Consider the following 19,296-nt stretch of genomic DNA (forward strand, 5'->3'; position numbering starts at 1 on the left):
AAAAACGAAATGAGAAACAAATTTAAAGGTGAGTTCCTTTGTCTAAATTATACAATTAAGTCAAGAATTGTTCTAAACCTGTGAAAAATTACAAAATCATTACAGACAAAAGAATTTAGGGATGCAGTACTAAATACCCAAAATTGTTTTCAACCAAACTGTAATCAACGGCTTCAACGACCAGATCACCATTGAGATCCGTTGCCAAGTATCCTGTAGAAAATAGAGCAGCTTTTGTTTCAATAGCACTGAGGTCAGTTGTATTGATAGCTCCATTTTTATCGACATCGCCTGAGATCATTCCGTAAATTCCTGTAGACAGCAATTTTTGGTTACTTCCAAATGCTTTGTTGATGGCGTCAGAAAAATTATAAATGATAGTTGCGGCATTCATCAAAACCGGTGATGCGCTCCAGGTGTCAAGTGAATTTCGATGTTTGACAACAATGTAATATGAATAGGCTCGTGCCGTTGGAAATGAAAAACTGCCGTTTCCGTTGATGTCAATTGTTTTCTTGTCACTGAAAAGTAATCCGAACGGGCTTACAGTTGAATGCAATTCCACAGTTATAGTGTCACATATAGTTGGAAATGATGTAGGATTAGCAACGGCAGCCATCGTCGTGCCGGATTTGTAAAAACCTTCAATGTAAACTTTTAAACTTAGTGTTACCGGACAGGATTCGTCAATCAGACCGTTACAATTATCGTCAATTCCATTGCCACAAATTTCTGTCGCAGGTATATGATACACACCTGTCAGAGGATCACATCCGTCAATAGTACATGGGTTTCCGTCATTTACATTGACGGCAGTATGAGTGACAGTTCCTGTAAGTAAATTTACTGAATCGGTCGTGCACAAACTATTATCGCTCGCGTTCACAAGAATCAATGTAGTAACAATACTGCTGTCACAACCCGCTGTTGTCAACAAGGAAGTAGTGTAAGTGCCTGCGGTTGTCACAGTCTGACCATTTGGTAGTGTATAACCGGAACCCTGGGCAATATATCTGGTGAGAGGAATATTGTAAACAGGATTCACACTTACAGAAACGGGACCTGCAGAAGCGGTACATCCAATTGCATTGGTCAGAATCACAGAATAGTTGCCGGAATTAACTGCAGTAACAGATTGTGTGGTTTCTCCATTCGACCAGAGGTATGATGCTGCGTTTGTGGAAGTGAGAGAGACATTTCCGCCCTGACAAAAAGTTGTGTTTCCTACAACGGATATTGAAGGTGAAGTTACGTGTTCAACAAGAAGCAGATCATCAATTCGGAACTGAACACTTGAAGAAGTTTGAGTAAATTTCAGTCTGAGATTTGCAGTTGCCGGTATACTTCCTGTTGTGGTGATATAGGTCCATGCATTTGCTGTAGTAGGAGACGAGTAAGTCAGATTAGTGAAATTGGTTCCATCTGTACTTACCTGAATCGATAATTCATTTTGTGCAGTCACTGTGGATTTCAACATTCCCAGATACAATTGAAGATTACTGTAACCCATTGTATTGATTCCTGAAATAAGAAAGAAACGACCACTTGTATTGGTAAAGAAAACATTGGCGCCACCAGATGAGGTTGAGTAAGTTGAAGATGGTACAGTTAACCTCACATCCGCTGTACCGGACATGGTAAGATTTACATTCGCAAATCCGTTATTGGTTTCATGAACAGGAATGGTAGTTGTGGCTGATACAATTCCAATATCTTCACTCAAAACAGCGATATCGGACTGAAACCCCGGTCCAATATTTATGGTGTCTGCAACCATCGCATTATTTGTTGAAAGGGCATCGCCGGTCATGGAAGTGGATGCATTGAAAATATAATCGCCTGAAAGCAACATGTTGTAAACGGAGGAAAAGGTAACATCCACTGTGGATCCTGCAGTAAAGGTGCCACTATTCATGATTTGTGTAAATGTTTCTGTAACAGCAGAAGGATTTTTTGCAGTAAGAGTAATCGTTATTGGCGTACTCGTCAGATTGATATTTGAAGTACCATAATTTTTTACCTGCACCTGTATTGGCACAGCGGATGCCGGACAATTCATGGAAGCCGGACTCAGTAAGGCAAGTACTCCTGCATCAGTAGTTGCGCAGGATCCGCTGACATTAATGTAATCTGTTCGCGTCATGGTGTTGGATCCATTTGAATTCGAAACTGTCAGTGTAACAGTTTTTAATCCGGAAGTGGAATAGGAAACAGTATGCGGACCGGCAGTTGTGGCAGAAGAAGGAGTTGCACCGCTGCCAAAATTCCAGGCATATGAATTCACCGTTCCGGAGGAGGTGTTTGTAAAAATGGTTGATTGACCCGGACACAAACTTGTATTGCTCGCATTGAACCCTGCAACCGGAACTGATGTCCCACTTGTTGTAGCGAGCCAGATCACCATGTTCATCAGTAATTTTTTGTGATTGCCGGAGGCATCGCCTGTATAACCGTTAAAGAGTACATCATTCGGATCTCCGGTACCATCATCGCATGGCGAGCTGTCGCCAATTGCCGCGACTTTTCCGTTCCCAAACCGTGCATAAGCAGCCATCACATTCGTATTTCCAAATGATGATCCGGTTTTGTAAATCACACCCTTCACCGTGGAGTTAGCCGTTGGGTTGAGCGTCATGGATGTACCATTACTCCATTGTGCCTGAGTTACCGTTCCCGCGGGTCCCTGTAAAATTGAATCCGATGGGAGTGAAGGAATATTGCTCGTTGTTTGAGAAAAATCAACCAGATCGAATGTGATTCCAAATGGATTTGCCTGAACGGTATTGTTGCTCATCAGGTCATTCCAGATAAATGGAGAATCTTCTCCGTCATTATTACGATCTGAAATCGTATGATCTGAAATCATCATCAATCCGCCTCCATTGAGAACAAAATTCAGAATCGCGGTTTTTTCAGAAGCCGAAAAAAGAATATTGGGCTCGCAAACTACAAATACTTTGTAGTTGGACAGATCCTGTGTATTGGAGGAATTCCCATACGTAATTTGTCCATTGTATGGAAGAGATTCAACAATGTAATTCCGCTTTGCGCAATCTATTGCCCAATAAGAAAGCGCGCCCGACCAGAAGGTTTCAGATGTAGATGCCGTTACTCCCGATTGATTTGAGGTAGGAATTTTCTGAGCATTTGATTCTGTTCCGTTGTTTAATATAGCCGGACCTGAAGAATAACCCAGGTTATGTGCATCCGCATCCACAATCCAGTCGGCATTTCCGGCTGCTTCCGCTTTGGAAGCATCAAAAAGAATTTTTACTGTCTGCCCAAAAGTGAGTGAAGTAAAAAATGTAAGAAGAAGAATAAGGGTGATGTAAACTCTTTGCATACAATAACAGTATGCGCATCGTTGTGCTGTCTTAATGGATGTTATTTCTGAGCAAGTAAACAAATTAAGTCTACTTACATTAATCATCAGTCAAGACGCAGAATAGATATTTCCGGAAGCGCAGGAATTTTCATTCAAATATAGTCCAAACCTCCAAAAGGGGCAACCATGGCTGCTTTTCAATAGAAATCCAAAGCCTCATTTTCGCTAACAATTGAGGCATATTCTGTACTTAAAATGAATCTTCGGGAGGGCGCAGGCTATATTTTAATCAGGATCATTTGGCTACAACAATATGCTTCCGTCCTAATTCCTGATTGTTTCCGGACCTGAGTACCACAACATAGGATCCCGGTGAAAGTTTTAATTTCTTCGTTTCATGAGCAGGAACAGAAGTTTTATCAATGATAATATGCCCACTGATATCGTAAACGTAAACCTGGTAAGCAACCTTTTGACCTGCTATGGAAATTTCATTGACTCCGGGATTCGGGTAAATATTGATGGAGTTATATTTTTCTTCAGCAATTCCTGTGCATGTTTCAAAAATTACCATGATGGTATCGTTTCCTGTAAGTCCATTCGCGTTTCTCACAGTCACCCCAATATAAATTGTATCGGGAGAGTTTGACTGAAGGGAAACAGTAGGATTGTTTGATCCATCAGACCAGGCATAACTTGAATAATTTGAACCTGCATCGAGATTCAGTGTATTTCCTGTACACAGGACTGTATCGTTACCCAAAGAGTAGTTCAATTGAATTGAATCATAAATCGCAGTGAAAATAGTATCATTCACAGGGATAGTGAATGTTTGTGAATTGGTTCCACCATTACTCCATGCTGTAAAAACAAGCGGAGTTGATCCGTAGGATTGTGATACAGGTGCATCAATCATTCTGTACATTCCTTCCACGCTCAATACTGTATGTGGAGTTGTGAATGGCTGGCCATCGAGATTAATAGTTAAACCAGAAGGCTGGGAGGTGATAGTAAGTGTTGACACTCTTGGGTATAAATCCACATAAGCGGAATCAACCATGCCGTTTGAATCGTGCACGATCAGGTACAATCGGTAAAATACATTGGTTGATTTTTCGCCAACGTTACCAATGGTGAATGTTCCGGAACTTACACCGCTCATCGCTGTTGGGCCCGGATGCACATGTGTATCGTGATGAAAAACTACAACCCATTCCAACATACTATCCGGAACGGTCCCATCTTCCGGGTCAGTAGCACTGCCATGGTAATGAATGATGTCACCAGCAGTATAGAAACTTGCAGTTGCAGGTGTGTCAATCACCGCTTGTGGTGGTTGGTTGGAAGTGATGGTCAGGTACGCATCGTTGCTCACAGTATTCCCGAATGAATTGGTTACAGTAACATGATAGTAACCTGAGTCACTGAACGCGGTAACAGGAATTGTATAGCTGCTCCCGATTGCTCCCTGGATATGCGTAGTGTCTTTGTACCACTGATAAGCCAATGTAGGCGCACCACTTGCGGTAACAGACATCGTTGCAGGATAACCCACAGAAACCATCTGGCTCAAGGGTTGATTTACAACTATCGGTGTGTTGGTAGAAGAGTAGGTGATTTTATATAAAGCTTCATTGTTTCTTGACAGAAAATACAAATTTCCATCATGTCCCGTGAGCATCCCAACTGCATAATTCGCGATACCTGTTCCGAAGTTCGACCAAACAGGGGTACTGTCCAGTGTGATCATGTCTATCCAATTTCCACAGTAATCAATAAAAAAGTACTTGTCGAGATATGATGCCGGATAATTCGTGGTGTCAGGGTTAAAGAATGTTCCACCTGTAATTGCACATCCTGTACCCAATGTTACTCCATGCAAATAAGTATATACAGGATTAACAAATGCCGGGTTGGTGCTGTTACCTTCAGCTGCAGGCCAACCATAATTTCCACCACCAAGAGTGGCTTCATTGATTTCTTCATAGGTTACTTCGCCTACATCGTTGATAAACATGCGGCCTGTTCCGGGTTGAAATGAAAATGTGAATGGGTTACGAAAGCCGCATGCCCATACCCTTTGTCTTTTTGCAGGTCCGGGAAAAGGATTATCAACAGGAGTACTACCATCCGGATTTATGCGCAGGATTTTACCAAGATAACTATCCAGGTCCTGAGAAAAATTAGGTCTTCCATTTTCTCCTGTAGCGATATATAATTTTCCATCCGGACCAAAATCCAGATGTCCACCACCATGATAATTCGCGATCAGTGTATCCAGGTCAAGAATTACCACTTCGCTGCCGGGAACTACTGTGTCACCACTCGCGGTGAATCGACTGACTCTGTTGAAGAGCCCGCTTGAAACAGTATAGCAGAGGTAGATATAGTGATTCGTAAGATACAGAGGATCTATGGCAACTCCCAGCAGTCCGCGCTCGCCGTCGATGTTTACATTCAGACTGATGAAAGGCTGGTTTAGTAAAGTGTCATTTTTTACAACGCGTAACTGCCCGTATTGTTGAGCAATGAAAAATCTCCCGTCTGGAGCCAGAGCCATGGTTGTCGGAGCGGAAATGCCGGGTGCAACAAGAACCTGGTTAAAACCGGTAGGGAAGGATTGGGCATTGATGAGATTTGATAGCGCCAGGAATAATATCGCAGTAACTCCTAATTGTTTGATTCGCATAGAGATTTTTAATACAGCCTGCAAATTTAGGAGCGATTACTGGAGCGATTATGAGTTTATATGCACTAAAATCTAAAACGAAGCTAAAAAATACGGTTAATTTAGTTTATGTGAAATTGTAATTTTGACTCTTTTTTTGGATCTCGGGGTAGTTAAAATTTTGAAACTGGAAATTTCTTTTATGGTGCTTCTCGGCTATTTTGGTGTTTTCAAGTCAGAATTTCAATCAGGGGTAAAATGATATATGTCATTCTTTAATCCGGAACATAAAAATACTTTTATAGGAATATGCTGAAATGGAATTTGAATCGGTCAATCTTTAGAATTTTAAAATATGCTTACTGAGCAGGTTGAAAAACAACTGATCATGGATGGGTCAGAGCTGATTGTTGAATCCTTGGCCCGGTCGGGTGCGGATGTGTTTATTGGCTATCCCATCACTCCGGCGAATTTATTGTATGTGTATTCACACGAACGATTTCCCTCTTTCTTCGCTGCGCCGGATGAAATCTCCACATTGCAATGGATGTGTGGTTTTGCGTGTACAGGAAAATTTCCTGTTACCGCATCAGCATTTCCGGGATTCGCGTTGATGCTGGAATCTGTGAACATGGCTTACATGATGGAGTTGCCAATGCTCATCATTCTTGTACAAAGGCTTGGTCCGGCGACAGGTACTGCCACCTGTGGCGCTCAGGGAGATCTTGCTTTGTTGCATGGTGCGATATCCGGTGGATATACATTGCCTGTAATCGGTTTGAGCAGTATGAAAGATTGCTGGGAGATTTCCCACAAGGCAATGCAAATGGCAATCGAACTCAGAACTCCTGTGGTATTGCTCACTTCGAAAGAAGAAATCATGACCTTGTCGACTTTCGCGATTGATCATTTGCCCGAGATTTTGCCTATCGTTCGCAAACGCTATTCAGGGGAATCCACTTATGTTCCATATAAGACCGATGAAACATTGGTGCCGGAATTTTTAGAAGTTGGAAATCCAAAACATCAGGTACGCTTTACCGCGTCTACGCACGATCAGAAAGGAATAATTCAAAATACTTCAAAGGAAGCAATTGACAATACCAAAAGACTGGAATACAAACACCATTTGAATCCGGAGCGTTATATGTTTTATGATTATGATGAACAATCCGGTGCTGATGTTCTTTTAGTATCCTATGGAATTACTGCTTCTGCATGCAGGGAAGCGGTGAAGAGTCTGCGGAAATCAGGACAAAAAGTTTCGCTCTTTGTTCCCAAAACATTATTACCTGTGCCTCCGAAATATTTTGAAATCATGAATAAATATGAACGGGTCATTATCGCTGAAGAGAATTTAAACGGGCAATACCGGCAGATACTTTTTGGCGATGCAGGTAACGAAAAAGTCAGTGGTGTAAACGGGATTGCGGAAATGATCACACCTGACCGCATTATTGAAGCTGTAAATAAAATTTAAAATTCAAATCAAAGAAATATTATGATGAAGGATTTTTTAGCTGATGCGCCATTGCCATTCTGTAAAGGATGTGGACATAATCATGTCGCGGTGAATACAGAAAAGCTTTCCAGCTTCTGAACTATGATCCGATGGATGTGATCCTGGTTACTGATATCGGTTGCCATGGAATAATTGACAAATCTTTTCTGACTCATACTGTACATGGATTGCATGGCCGCTCAATTGCTCTGGCGACAGGTATTTCAGCTGCTCTGAATAATCCTTCAAAAAAAGTGATTGTGTTTATAGGAGATGGTGGAGCAACAATAGGGATGCAACATCTGATTGATGCCGCGCACAACCGTTTCAACATGACGGTAGTAATTCACAACAACATGCTTTATGGTATGACAGGCGGTCAGCCAAGCGAGTTTACTCCTTATGGTTTCAAAACACCTACACTTCCGGAAGGCGGACAAAAGACCGGTTATGATATTTGCAAACTGATTTCTTCGATTGATGGAGTTTCTTATGTGGCACGCTTGGAAGGTGTTTCGGATTTTTCTGAGCAACTGGCAGAAGCATTTTCAAAAAAAGGATTTTCAATGATTGAAGTAATGGAGATTTGTCCGAGCTATGGGGTAAAAGCGAATCCGGGAATGAAGCTTTCGAAGATTGTTGAAAGCGCTGGATTGTCGATAAAGAAGTTTGTAGATAATGAGACGGAAGGATACCATACGGTAGTTCATGCGGATCGGAAATCATTGTTTAGCAATGATGACGCGATCCAGCCAGGATTTTCTTCCACGCTGAACGAACCCTTGCGTTTGATGTTTTGTGGATCAGCCGGAGAAGGTGTTCAGGCAGCAGCTGAATTTTTATTGAAAGCTGGTGTTAATTCCGGATTGCATGGAACAAAAAAAGGAAGCTACCCGGTAACAGTCGGTGTTGGTTTTTCCGCGGCGGAAGTGATACTTTCTCCTGAAGAAATTTTATACACCGGTTCGCCGAATCCGGATGTAATTTGCGTGACTTCGGCGGATGGATTGCAATACGCGAAGAAAACACTTGCAGGAATGAAGGGTGGAAAATTATTTATTGACAGTTCACTCGACGTTCCAGAAACAAAAGCTGAAATTTTCAGATTTCCATTCAGAGAGCAGGGTGGAGCAAAAAATTCATCTCTCTATAGCTTGTTTTATTTCTTGAAGGTTACTGAAATCCTTCCTATGGATGCCTTGCTTAGTGTCTTTAATGAAAATAAAATCGCGAAGAAATTTGATTTGGATAAGATGTTCCTTGCATTTGCCTGATTATTTTCGAAGGTTCTTACGTTGTTTTGAATCGTTGTTTAACTTGATGCGAATCTTGTTTGAATAACCATCTTTATTTTTCAACGACATAGGTATTTTCCTCAAGTGTATCTTTGGGATGAATTATCGTGTTTGAAGAGGAATTAATTTTTACTGGATTAATTTCTCCCTTTTACATCCAAAATTCATATGTTCGCATAAATCCGGTATTAGCGGATTTCTTATTCAATACTTTCGAAGTCTAAATTAGCTGCTATGAAAAAGTTCTTGAACCTTTGTTTTATTTTATTGATGCTGTTTATTGTTTCTGGAAAAGTCGGTGCTCAGGTTGTAAGTAATGTAGTCGCATATGATAGTACCAATTCTAAATTCACGGCATTGGATTTTGATGGTCAGGGTAATATTTATTTTAGCGGTTATATCCGGCCAACTACTACTTCGAATCAATTTGGAAACCTGTCTTACCAGGGATATTGGTATGAAGACGGACTTTCCTGCAAATCCAACGCTTCGGGTTTGCTTGACTGGATGACAGTTTCTGGTAATTCAAATGGATTGGAAGATTCAAAAGCAATCAAGGTATTTGGCACTTCTGTTTATTCGATTGGGAAATTTATCTCGAATACAACTTCCATATTTGTAAATCAGGCTACTTATCCTTATCCTTATGGATGTTGTCATGGCGGTTATGTTTTAAAACAATCGACAACCGGTGCATTCGAATGGATTTTTCCACTGCCTGCTTATGCTCTGGATATGACTGTGGATAATGTCGGAAATTGTTATGTTATAACTGAAAATCAAATGAAGAAAATTTCACCTCTTGGTGTTGAGATCTGGAATGTTGACATAGGTGATTTGATTGAATCAAAGCTTTTGTTGAATCAGGATACCTTATGTGTGAGTGCAACTTTTCAAAGTGCTTTGGTCCTGAATGGGAATGTTCTTGAGCCTTATGGCCCCGCAAATGATGTTGATGGATTGCTTGCCAGATTTACATCTTCCGGAAATTTAATTTCCGTTACTCAGATTGGCAGCCCTGGTTACGACCGCATCCATGATATAACATCAGATCAAAATGGACAATTGTGGATTTCCGGTCAGTGTGCTGACAGTGCTTTTTTTGGGAATCAGGCCTTGTGTGACAGCGGAAACCGGATCTATTTTCTCAGATTAAATTCATTTCTGCAGATTGAACATTGCGATGTAATTCCTTTCGATACAATTATTCACTGGCCGGATATTACCGGCGAAGTAGTTTTTGTTGCAGGAAATGAACGTGTAGCTGCATTGAATATCAGCAATGATTTGATAATTTTTGGTGACACCTTGCATGTGAACATCGCTGGAGGATATGAAGGGACCTGCATTCTTGTTAAATGGGATGCAAATGGAAATATCGTTTGGTACAGATATCTGGCTGAATCGGTTTCATCACCGGGAAGTGCTGCATGGGTAAGTGCTCACTTGAAAAAGGGTCTGAATGGTAACCTTGTCCTGGCAGGTCAAATGCGTGAACCTTGTCTTATCAATGGGATCGTTTACAATCCCGGACATTATTACAATGCATTTTTTGCAAACCTCTCGGATACTACTTTTTCAACTGCGATCGCTGATAATGGACCTGACGTTGGTGTGGAATACGAAAACCCTGTTTCAACCTCGGTTAATTTTCATTTTAATGAACAAGCTGATACCGAATTAGAATTGTATGATTTGTCAGGACGAAAAGTCTTATTTATAAGGCAAAAGAACTGTTCCGGTATTTTTGTGGATTTGAATTCATATTCGAATGGACTTTATTTGTTTCATTTAAAAATTGGAAAGAAAAATTTTACAGGTAAGCTAATAAAAATGTAAACCACGCGAATTTCTTTTCAGAAAATTGCGTGGCTTAGTATGTTTTAGAAGAATGCTCTGTTTCTTTTGTTTGTTCTCCAAATTAAGGTTTGGAAAGAATGAGGAATAAATTGTAATTATTTTCAATCAGCGAGTAATCCGCTCCTTCAACGATTCCATCACCTGTAAGATCATTGGTGAGATATCCATACAAGAACAATTGAGAACTGCTCTCGATACTGTTAAAGTCGAAGCTGTCAATAATTCCATTTTGGTTTACATCACCGCTCCATACCGCGAAATTTCCATCTCCCAGATCATGTAAATTGTTCCCATAAGCCTTTGAAAGGAGATTGCTAAAATCGTAACTAACGCTGCTACTGTTACACAACAAAGGACTGCTGCTCCAGGTTTCCAATCCGTTTCTGTGTTTGATTACAATATAGTAGGATGTTCCCTGTGGCGCGGTTGGGAATGAAAATGATCCATTTCCCGAAGGGGAAATTGTTTTCTTGTCGGAGTACAAAATTGAATAAGGCGTAGTAGCCGAGGCCAGTTGGATGGTCACAGTATCAGTAACTGCTGGCGATATCACTCCGATCATCGTACCGCTTCCCAGATAGAAACCTTCAATGAACATTTTTACGTTAAGTGTAAACCCGGTTGCCGCATAGGAGAAATTTCCAGCGCTTACAGTATTTCCACAGGTTGAAGTAACAACCGTAATAGGTCCATTACCTGAAGCCGGGGCGACAGCGGTAATTTGAGTTGGGCTGTTCACGGTAAATGAAGTGGCCGCTACTCCATTGAAAAGAACATTTGTTACAGAAGCAAAATCTGTTCCTGTTATTACTACTGATGTTCCGGCACTTCCGGATATTGGGGTGAAGGAAGAGATGCCCGGTGCTGCAACAACCGAAACGGTAAGTACATTGGAAGTCGCATTTCCTGAAGAACTATTTCTTCCGATTTTCATATTTGGTCTTCTTGAACCGCTTGCTGTTGCGGTAGTTTGGGTACAAGCTCCGGCTCCACCTGAGGCATCCGCCTGGTAGTAGGCTGTAGAAACAAATGAAGATGTTGTATATGTATTTTGATAGCCTGTAACTCCGACTACCTGGTTCGAGAAGCAAATATCAATAACAATGTTAGAACTTCCATTCCAGGAGAAAGGTGTCGTAAACGTATGTGTGTTCAGCGCGTTTGTAGTAGGAGTGTAGTTGAGCGGTCCATAAACAGTTGTAAACGTCGCAGTATTAAATGTTGTGCTAAGTGTTGTTGAGGCTGTGGCTCCGAATTTAATAGTGTAGCCATTAAGTGTAACAGGATCTCCGACTGTTGCATTGGTTGTAAATCCAAGTGAGTTAATTGTACCCGCTGTAAATCCTAGAGCTGTTAATTCCGAAGCACGAATAAGATATTGTTGTCTTCCGTTACCATAATATGTAGGGTATGCGGAAGCTAATCCACTTGTAGTTGAACTCACACTTGTACCGGTTCCAAGAGTTACAACTGTGGTCAGCGGACATGTCGGTGTTGCAATGACGGAACAAGAAACTGTTTGTCCGCTCGTCAATGAAGAAGTTGAAAATGTCGGACTATTGGAGCCTGCGTTACTACCATCGACTAACCATTGGTAGGTCGGGCTGCTGCCTCCAACAAGTGTTGCGGTAAAAGTTGCATTAGCCCCTGAGCAAATTGGATTCGTACCACCTGTCTGTGCAATAGAAACTGTTGGATTTCCCTGCGGTAAGATGGACATAGTGATGCCATTTGAAGTAGCAGTCGGAATTGCAAGACATGTGGCATTCGAGGTCATCACACAGGTAATAATTTGCCCGTCTGTAATAGTGGTACTGGTGAAGGAAGCACTATTCGTTCCTGAATTTGTACCGTTCACTTTCCATTGATAAGATGGTGCTGCGCCACCGTTCACCGGAGTCGCAGTGAAAGTTACTGCTGATCCGGAGCAGGAAGGATTGCTTCCGCCCGTTAAAGCAATTGAAACAGCAGGTGTCAAATTCGGGCTGACAGTAATCGTTATGGTGTTAGAAGTTGCGGGGTTCGCGGTTACACCCGGCATATTGGATGTCATTACACAAGTAACAAGATCCCCGTTGTTCAAAGTGGATGATGTGTAAGTATTGCTATTGGTGCCTACATTTATTCCGTTAACTTTCCACTGATAGGCAGGGGTTGTTCCTCCATTGGTAGGAAGAGCCGTGAATGTTGCAGATCCACCAGGACACAGTGGAACTGTTCCACTTGTTTGAGAAATAAGAACCGATGCATCGCTGGTACAAACAGGAATCTGAAAGGAGAAAATCTGCGTCTTTGCAGCAGATCCTCCGGTTGTTCCGCCCATGTATTCACCGGTGAACCAGAATGTAACTCCATCCGGATCGAGTACTAACTGTGCATAGTCTCCATTACGGTTTGAGGTTGTTTGTGAACCTGTGCCCGCAACAACCTGTGTTTCTGCGATTGTAAAGGTACCCGGCGGGTCGCAACTTCTTCTTCCGGTATAATAGAGTCCCGGAAAGATGGATGTGGCATCTGATTTTAAATATACGAGCCCAATCGAACCATTGTTATCCATCGCAATACTTCCCATCCAGCGCGTGGCTGCATCGGGAGTGTAAATTCCTTCCTGGTATACACTCCAGGTTCCGGTTGTTTGGTCTTGTCGAAGTTCACACCATTTTATACTTCTTTGCGTCGCACTGATTTTTACTCCCCAGTTAAGAATAACAGTGTTGTAACCAGCCCATGTTTTCCATTGTGAACGATACATACAAACTCCACCGATACCATCAAGTTTTTGAGTGGTGCCAGGTTGTGATACGTCGTTCCAGCTGGGATCATAGGAGGCATCAAAAGTTGCCATCGGTACGTTTGCTGCCAGAGTAATGGCAGCAGTGGGCGTTGTTGGCACCCAATTCACGGCCATGTGGTAAATATTTACTGCATCCGAAAATCCTGCACCCCAACCATTGTCTGAATAGGAGAAGATAGGGCAGGGAGTTCCAGTCGGTGGAAGAACACCATCGGATGCATCACCCGGAAGAGGGCAGAAAAATCCTGTACTTTGAGGTGGAGAGAAACTGGTGTAAATCGCACGGGAAGCAGGATCACCAATCAACATTGCTGCTCTGTCAAACGCGAAAACTTTTTGTGCCTGGTTTGATGTCATGTAATAGCCATCTGACCAAACAGAGAATTTCAAATAATCCGGAAACGCAGGTGAAGTAAATGTGTAAGTATAATAAGCTCCTAAGGGGTCATTAGTCTGGGAAATGGCAATGTACATTTGTTTGTTTGTCGAATTACCAAACTGCGCGAGAAACCACCGGCCAGCGGCTTTATCATAGAGTACAATCGGGTCTCCATTGTTTCCGGTCGCAGGTGACCAGAGATTTCCCAATGTCGCAGTCAATGAAACAACACCCGTGACTTTATTGTACACTTTGAATGTTGTTGAGTTGATCATCTGAATGTAATACGTATCATTCGCTGCACCGGACGGATCGAATGGCCTAAAACCGGTAGCTGTTTGTCCTGGCCAGTTAGTGATCGGTGCTCTGCCTGGAACTGTTCCCATCAAGGTTTGAAGTGATGCAGGGTCATTACCGTATTCCGGACCATCCTTAACTGTTTTTGGAAACTTTTGTGGTTTTCTCCTTCCCTGTCTTCCGATTCAGACTTTTCATAAACAAAATTTTCATCTACCGGAAATTCTTTGGCAATTTCAGAAAGCGGTCTTGTGATGTGAAAATCTGAACAAGGGATGACAACTGTCTTACCCAAATCTTTGTTTGATTGCGCGAATGCAAAATTCGCAATGAGTAAGAAGGTAAACAGAAAGGAAACTTTTTTCATTCTAAGATTATTATGGTTGATATTTTAATTGTCTGTCTGAGGATACGCAAATATTATTTTTCTCATGATTTCTCATGAAATGAAAATCCAAAGGAAGCCAGAAATAAAATTGATGGGGGAGGCAATTCAATATCCGGTGATCGCAGGTTATTAAATCAATTACCGGAGGTAAGAAATTGATTTAAGAGAGTTATAAAAATAGCGATTTATCGATGAAAATCAAATCTTTTTGCCAATATTCTTCCAATTCTGCGATCAAATCCAGAATGTTAATGATTTTAGTTAAAAATGGGAATAATCCTGTTTTTTAAGAGATTCCGTAGCTTCAATTTTGTAGCAGATAAATTGAAAAACACATGGGTTTCTGTCTAAATCCACCCCGCTTATCAATAATATTTGGGTCAAAATCCGGTGCCAAAGTATGGTTCAAATCAGATTCCTTTAGAACCCGAAATTGAAAAATTTTCTTTTCAACGAAATAGGAAACAACAGCTTTTTGTATAAAAATGAAAATCAATTGATATTCTTTTCAATGTTCTCCCATGGGTGAATGAAACATTGCGCATATACCTTATTAAACCTATTTTTGAATAATTCGCCTGGAGAAAAAAACAATGACTGACCAAATAAAATGTTTCACTTTATTTCTGTTTTATGGGTCGGTGCCGGTATTTTAAACTTATATGGTCAGGAACCCAGTCCTTTGTTTCATCATTATACAACTGCGGATGGACTGGCAAGCAGCGAGGTCTACCATATCATTCAGGATGATAAAGGTGCGTTGTGGTTCGGAACAGATAAAGGGTTAGCCCGCTACAACGGTTATGAGTTTCATACTTACACTTCTAAAAATGGATTGTCTGACAATACTGTTTTCAAATTGCAGGAAGATGCAAAAGGTAGAATTTGGATGCAGACATATTCCGGACGTCTTTTCTATGTTGAAGGTGGAGTAATCCTGGGTTATAAATACAATGAAATATTGCTGGATAGTACCAAGAGCAGGGTTCCAACCGGTTTTTTTGTAGACAGCTTAGAGAATGTAATCGTTTCCATACAAGGTATAGGCGAAATGGGAATCGACAACAAAGGAAATGTTGAATGGAAATACAGTGAATCAAATTGTCCCGGAACGACTTTTTTAATTCATGAATACCAGTCAGGAGAATTGTTGCCCACATTGATGAATTCCGTGAAGAGACCATCTCCTTTTCAAAGTTTACACATAGGAAATGGAAATCATCAAAATTTCTCAGTGGATGTTCCCTTTGCTAACCGGTTCAATGCGATCAAGCTGAAGAATTCAAATATTTTATTTGCAGTCGGGAGGTATTTGTATGAAACTTCAGGTGAAACAATTCAATTGCGGCAAACTTTTTATGATCATGTGATTTCATTGTATGAAGACAGCAAACAGGTTTTGTGGATCGGTACGGAAGACGGGGTATTCCTTTACGATGAAAATAAACCGGATCAACCTGCCAGACATTATCTGAAAGGGAATTACATCACCGGAATTCTGGAAGATGATGAAGGAGGATATTGGTTTTCAACTTTGAAGAGTGGCGTATTTTATACTCCGGGATATGGAGTGTATGGTATTCAATACTCGGATGAAGCAAGGATACGTCCCTTGAGTCTTGCAAGTGATATGGATTCCACATTGTATGTTGGATTTTGGTCGGGAGCAATGATGATTCGTAAAGGAAATACAAGTAAGGTAATTCTGGATCCAACCCGTTATGTCATGGATCAACCAATGAATCGCATCACTACTTTTCCGGATGAAGGAAAAATATTTTTAAGTTGTTTTAAGCCGGGATATTTTCAGGAAGGGAAAATGCATTTCCTGAAGTCGAAATACATTCTTGGTATCAAAACCAACTACGTTCGCTCTCGTACAGGAGATTATTTTACTGCAGGCTCCGGAACAATATTTAAGTTTACGAATGATACACTTACCGCTGCATTTCCAACGGATCAGCGTATCAATTGTCTGGGTTTGTCATATCAAGGCGATGTTCTTATTGGAAGTAACAGAGGTGTCTTTCAACTGAATGAAAATACCGGGAAACTTGAATCCTTTCATTCAGGTCTTGATGATATCAGGGTTGATGATATCTGTTTGAGAAGAGACGTTTTGGTATTTGCTACAAAAGGTAGAGGAGTTTTATTCCTGAGTAAGGATACGATTCTTGAGATTGATGAGTCGAAAGGACTTTGCAGTGATCTTGTTAATAAAGTGATAGTTGATGGTAATGATGTTTGGTGCGCGACCAACAAGGGGATTGGTCACATTCGTTTTAATGGAGAAAGTATCTTAAGTTTCGGTGTCAGAAATATTCAGAATAATAATGGACTGATGAGTGATGAGATTAGTGATCTTGCCTTCATCAACGATACATTGTACGCCGCAGTGAACATGGGGATTTCATTTTTTAGTACAAAATCGGATTTTGAAAATTCAACAGTTCCGCCTGTTCATATTTCAGAATTCCGGGTGAACAATACTGTCAAATCAATTCCCGGCGAATTAAAATTCAGACACACCGAAAATACCATACAAATAAATTTTACCGGAATTTCATACAGGAGCATGGGTAAGTTGGGTTATCGCTATAAACTTATCAATGGAAAAGATACGCTGTCAGCTTACACCACCAACAGGGAAGTGCAGTTTTTGCTCTGCCTCCCGGTAAATACTCATTCGTAGTGTCCGCTGTGAATTCATCTGGAACATGGAGCAGCATACCTGCATTTTTATCCTTTACCATATTACCTGCATGGTGGCAAACAAAGTGGTTCGCCATAGTTGTCGCTTTATTGATCACTCTCTTTATCTTTTTCTCTATTATAACAGGATGCAAAAATCAGGGCGAAATTTGAGATCGAGCAACGTCAGGCCTCCTTGCAACTGACCGCAATCCGGGCACAGATGAATCCACATTTTATTTTCAATGTCATGAATTCTATCCGGAATTATATGCAAAGAATGATTCGCGTTCCGCGGAGAAATACCTAACCTCGTTTTCAAAACTTGTTCGATACACTTTGGATCATTCCGAAGCACAGGAAGTATCGCTCGAAGAAGAGTTGAGTGCATTGAAAAGTTATACTGAACTGGAAATGCAGCGTTTTGAAAATGGCTTTGAATTTGTTGTGAATGTGGAACAGGGACTGCCTTTGGATGATTATCTGATTCCTTCTTTACTGTTGCAGCCATTTGTTGAAAATTCTATCAAACATGGAATAGGAAGAATGGAAAAAGGTGGAAAAATATCACTTCATGTTTCCAGATACAATTCTGGTCTGAGGATCATCATTGAAGACAATGGAATAGGGATGGGAGCCGCGGCCGAGTGGAACAGTAAAAACAGGGGAAATCATTTATCTTTTGGAACCTCATTGACTTTTGAAAGGATACAGGCTTATAACAAAGCTTATAATAAGCATATCCAGGCTACACTTTCGGATGTGACTGATGAGGATGGCAAAATACAGGGCGCGAGGGTGGAAATTTTGATTTCCTGATGTCCCAATACACAAAATTCGACAATTCGGAAAAAAGTATTATATTGGGTAAGGAATTAAATTCCTTTCAAACCATGATTTCCGCACTGATTGTTGATGATGAAAAACAGAACCGTGAGTCACTGTTAACACTCCTGACGGAATATTGTCCGGACGTGAATGTAATAGGAGAGGCTTCGTCTGTCGAAGCTGCCATTCAGTTTTTAAGTAAACAAAAACCGGATCTTGTTTTTCTGGATGTTGAAATGCCTCAGGGTAGTGGTTTTGATCTTTTACGTCAAAGTCACGGTGCTGATTTCAAAGTGATTTTTGTGACAGCCCATTCGCATTACGCCATAAAGGCGATTCGTTTTTCAGCACTGGATTATCTCCTTAAACCTGTGGATACCGACGATCTGATTGAAGCCGTCAGGAAAGCAGTTGAACAACCTTCGCGCAATCATTCTCAACAGTACAATTCATTGATTGAAAATTTGAGTAATGCCGGATTGAGCAAACTGGCAATTCCGATCAAAGATGGATTCGCTTTTCTTGAACCTGAAGAAATAATCCGGCTGGAAGCTGATGGTACTTATACTCACATATATACGAGAGATCAGAAATATACAGGGACAAAGAACATCAAAGAGTATGAACTGATGCTTCAGGATCACAATTTTTTCAGATCCCATCATTCCCACCTCATTAATCTTCGACATGTGAAGAAATTCAGCCGGCTGGATGGATATTTTGTTCAGATGTCTGACGGTTCCGAAGTGGAGATTTCACGAAGGAAAAAAGACAACTTTCTCGAAGTGGTGAGTCTTACGGGAGTCAAATCCTGATTTATTCCCTTTCAGGCCCTTTTCGCCGCCTATTAACTTCCTTTTACCACGGGTTGCTAATTCCTGCCGTTTATTAAGTAGGTAAGGAAATCATTTATTTTCTTGACACCTTTCCCAAGGGGACTTCGGGATAACTTAATTCTGCAAAAAAAACCTGGTTTGATTCAAAGAATGTGAGGGCAATACGAATGTCTATCCGGGAAACGCAGATTGAATCCCCTTCATTTTACCCATGGCATCAATTTTCTTCTGTATTGAATTCTATGAAAAGAAAATTCTCAGACAGTTTCAAATTGCTGGTTGTTTTGGAATCCTATTCCAGTAAAACTGAATTGAAAACACTGGCAGAAAAATATGAAATAGAACTCCGCTTGCTGAAAGCCTGGAGAAAATCATATAAAGATCTCGCTGTTTCACTAGCTGAAGAACGGCATTCTCTTTCAGATTGAATTAAA

Annotated in this window: 11 protein-coding genes and 1 pseudogene; 8 read left to right on the top strand and 4 right to left on the bottom strand. The window is 41.0% G+C overall.

Annotated elements, in window-relative coordinates:
- Window positions 1–115: 115 nt before the first annotated feature.
- Together IPP86_10210 and IPP86_10215 are read right to left on the bottom strand one after the other, a co-directional pair.
- Window positions 116–3,343, bottom strand: coding sequence for a PKD domain-containing protein (locus IPP86_10210; protein ID MBL0138888.1), 3,228 nt, complete (start codon window positions 3,341–3,343; stop codon window positions 116–118).
- 277 nt (window positions 3,344–3,620) lie between these two features.
- Window positions 3,621–6,014, bottom strand: coding sequence for a PQQ-dependent sugar dehydrogenase (locus IPP86_10215; protein ID MBL0138889.1), 2,394 nt, complete (start codon window positions 6,012–6,014; stop codon window positions 3,621–3,623).
- A 334-nt stretch (window positions 6,015–6,348) separates the two neighbouring features.
- Here IPP86_10215 and IPP86_10220 point away from each other — a divergent pair, with 334 nt between their 5' ends.
- From IPP86_10220 to IPP86_10230, 3 genes are all read left to right on the top strand, one after another.
- Window positions 6,349–7,473, top strand: coding sequence for a hypothetical protein (locus IPP86_10220; protein MBL0138890.1), 1,125 nt, complete (start codon window positions 6,349–6,351; stop codon window positions 7,471–7,473).
- A 131-nt stretch (window positions 7,474–7,604) separates the two neighbouring features.
- Entirely contained in the window at window positions 7,605–8,768 is a 1,164-nt protein-coding gene (locus tag IPP86_10225; GenBank protein ID MBL0138891.1) for a 2-oxoacid:acceptor oxidoreductase family protein, read from the top strand.
- 255 nt (window positions 8,769–9,023) lie between these two features.
- Complete coding sequence (locus tag IPP86_10230; protein ID MBL0138892.1) at window positions 9,024–10,628, top strand: T9SS type A sorting domain-containing protein; 1,605 nt, start codon at window positions 9,024–9,026, stop codon at window positions 10,626–10,628.
- Window positions 10,629–10,710: 82 nt separating this feature from the next.
- Here IPP86_10230 and IPP86_10235 read toward each other — a convergent pair whose 3' ends face one another.
- Together IPP86_10235 and IPP86_10240 are read right to left on the bottom strand one after the other, a co-directional pair.
- Complete coding sequence (locus IPP86_10235; protein MBL0138893.1) at window positions 10,711–14,208, bottom strand: hypothetical protein; 3,498 nt, start codon at window positions 14,206–14,208, stop codon at window positions 10,711–10,713.
- Complete coding sequence (locus IPP86_10240; protein ID MBL0138894.1) at window positions 14,208–14,486, bottom strand: hypothetical protein; 279 nt, start codon at window positions 14,484–14,486, stop codon at window positions 14,208–14,210. The genes IPP86_10235 and IPP86_10240 overlap by 1 nt, the downstream gene beginning before the upstream one ends.
- Before the next feature lie 631 nt (window positions 14,487–15,117).
- Here IPP86_10240 and IPP86_10245 point away from each other — a divergent pair.
- The 5 genes and pseudogenes from IPP86_10245 (at window position 15,118) to IPP86_10265 (ending at window position 19,290) form a co-directional block, all read left to right on the top strand.
- Entirely contained in the window at window positions 15,118–17,199 is a 2,082-nt protein-coding gene (locus IPP86_10245) for a hypothetical protein (protein MBL0138895.1), read from the top strand.
- Between the two features lie 195 nt (window positions 17,200–17,394).
- Window positions 17,395–17,508, top strand: coding sequence for a histidine kinase (locus IPP86_10250; GenBank protein MBL0138896.1), 114 nt, complete (start codon window positions 17,395–17,397; stop codon window positions 17,506–17,508).
- A pseudogene (locus tag IPP86_10255) lies at window positions 17,472–18,017 on the top strand (histidine kinase). The gene IPP86_10250 and the pseudogene IPP86_10255 overlap by 37 nt, the downstream one beginning before the upstream one ends.
- Window positions 18,018–18,091: 74 nt before the next feature.
- Window positions 18,092–18,841 (top strand): response regulator transcription factor, encoded by a 750-nt coding sequence (locus IPP86_10260; GenBank protein ID MBL0138897.1) that lies wholly within the window; start codon window positions 18,092–18,094, stop codon window positions 18,839–18,841.
- Between the two features lie 263 nt (window positions 18,842–19,104).
- Complete coding sequence (locus IPP86_10265; protein ID MBL0138898.1) at window positions 19,105–19,290, top strand: transposase; 186 nt, start codon at window positions 19,105–19,107, stop codon at window positions 19,288–19,290.
- The last annotated feature ends 6 nt before the right edge of the window (window positions 19,291–19,296 follow it).

This window comes from Bacteroidota bacterium (genome assembly GCA_016720935.1).
Lineage (GTDB): Bacteria > Bacteroidota > Bacteroidia > AKYH767-A > 2013-40CM-41-45 > JADKJP01.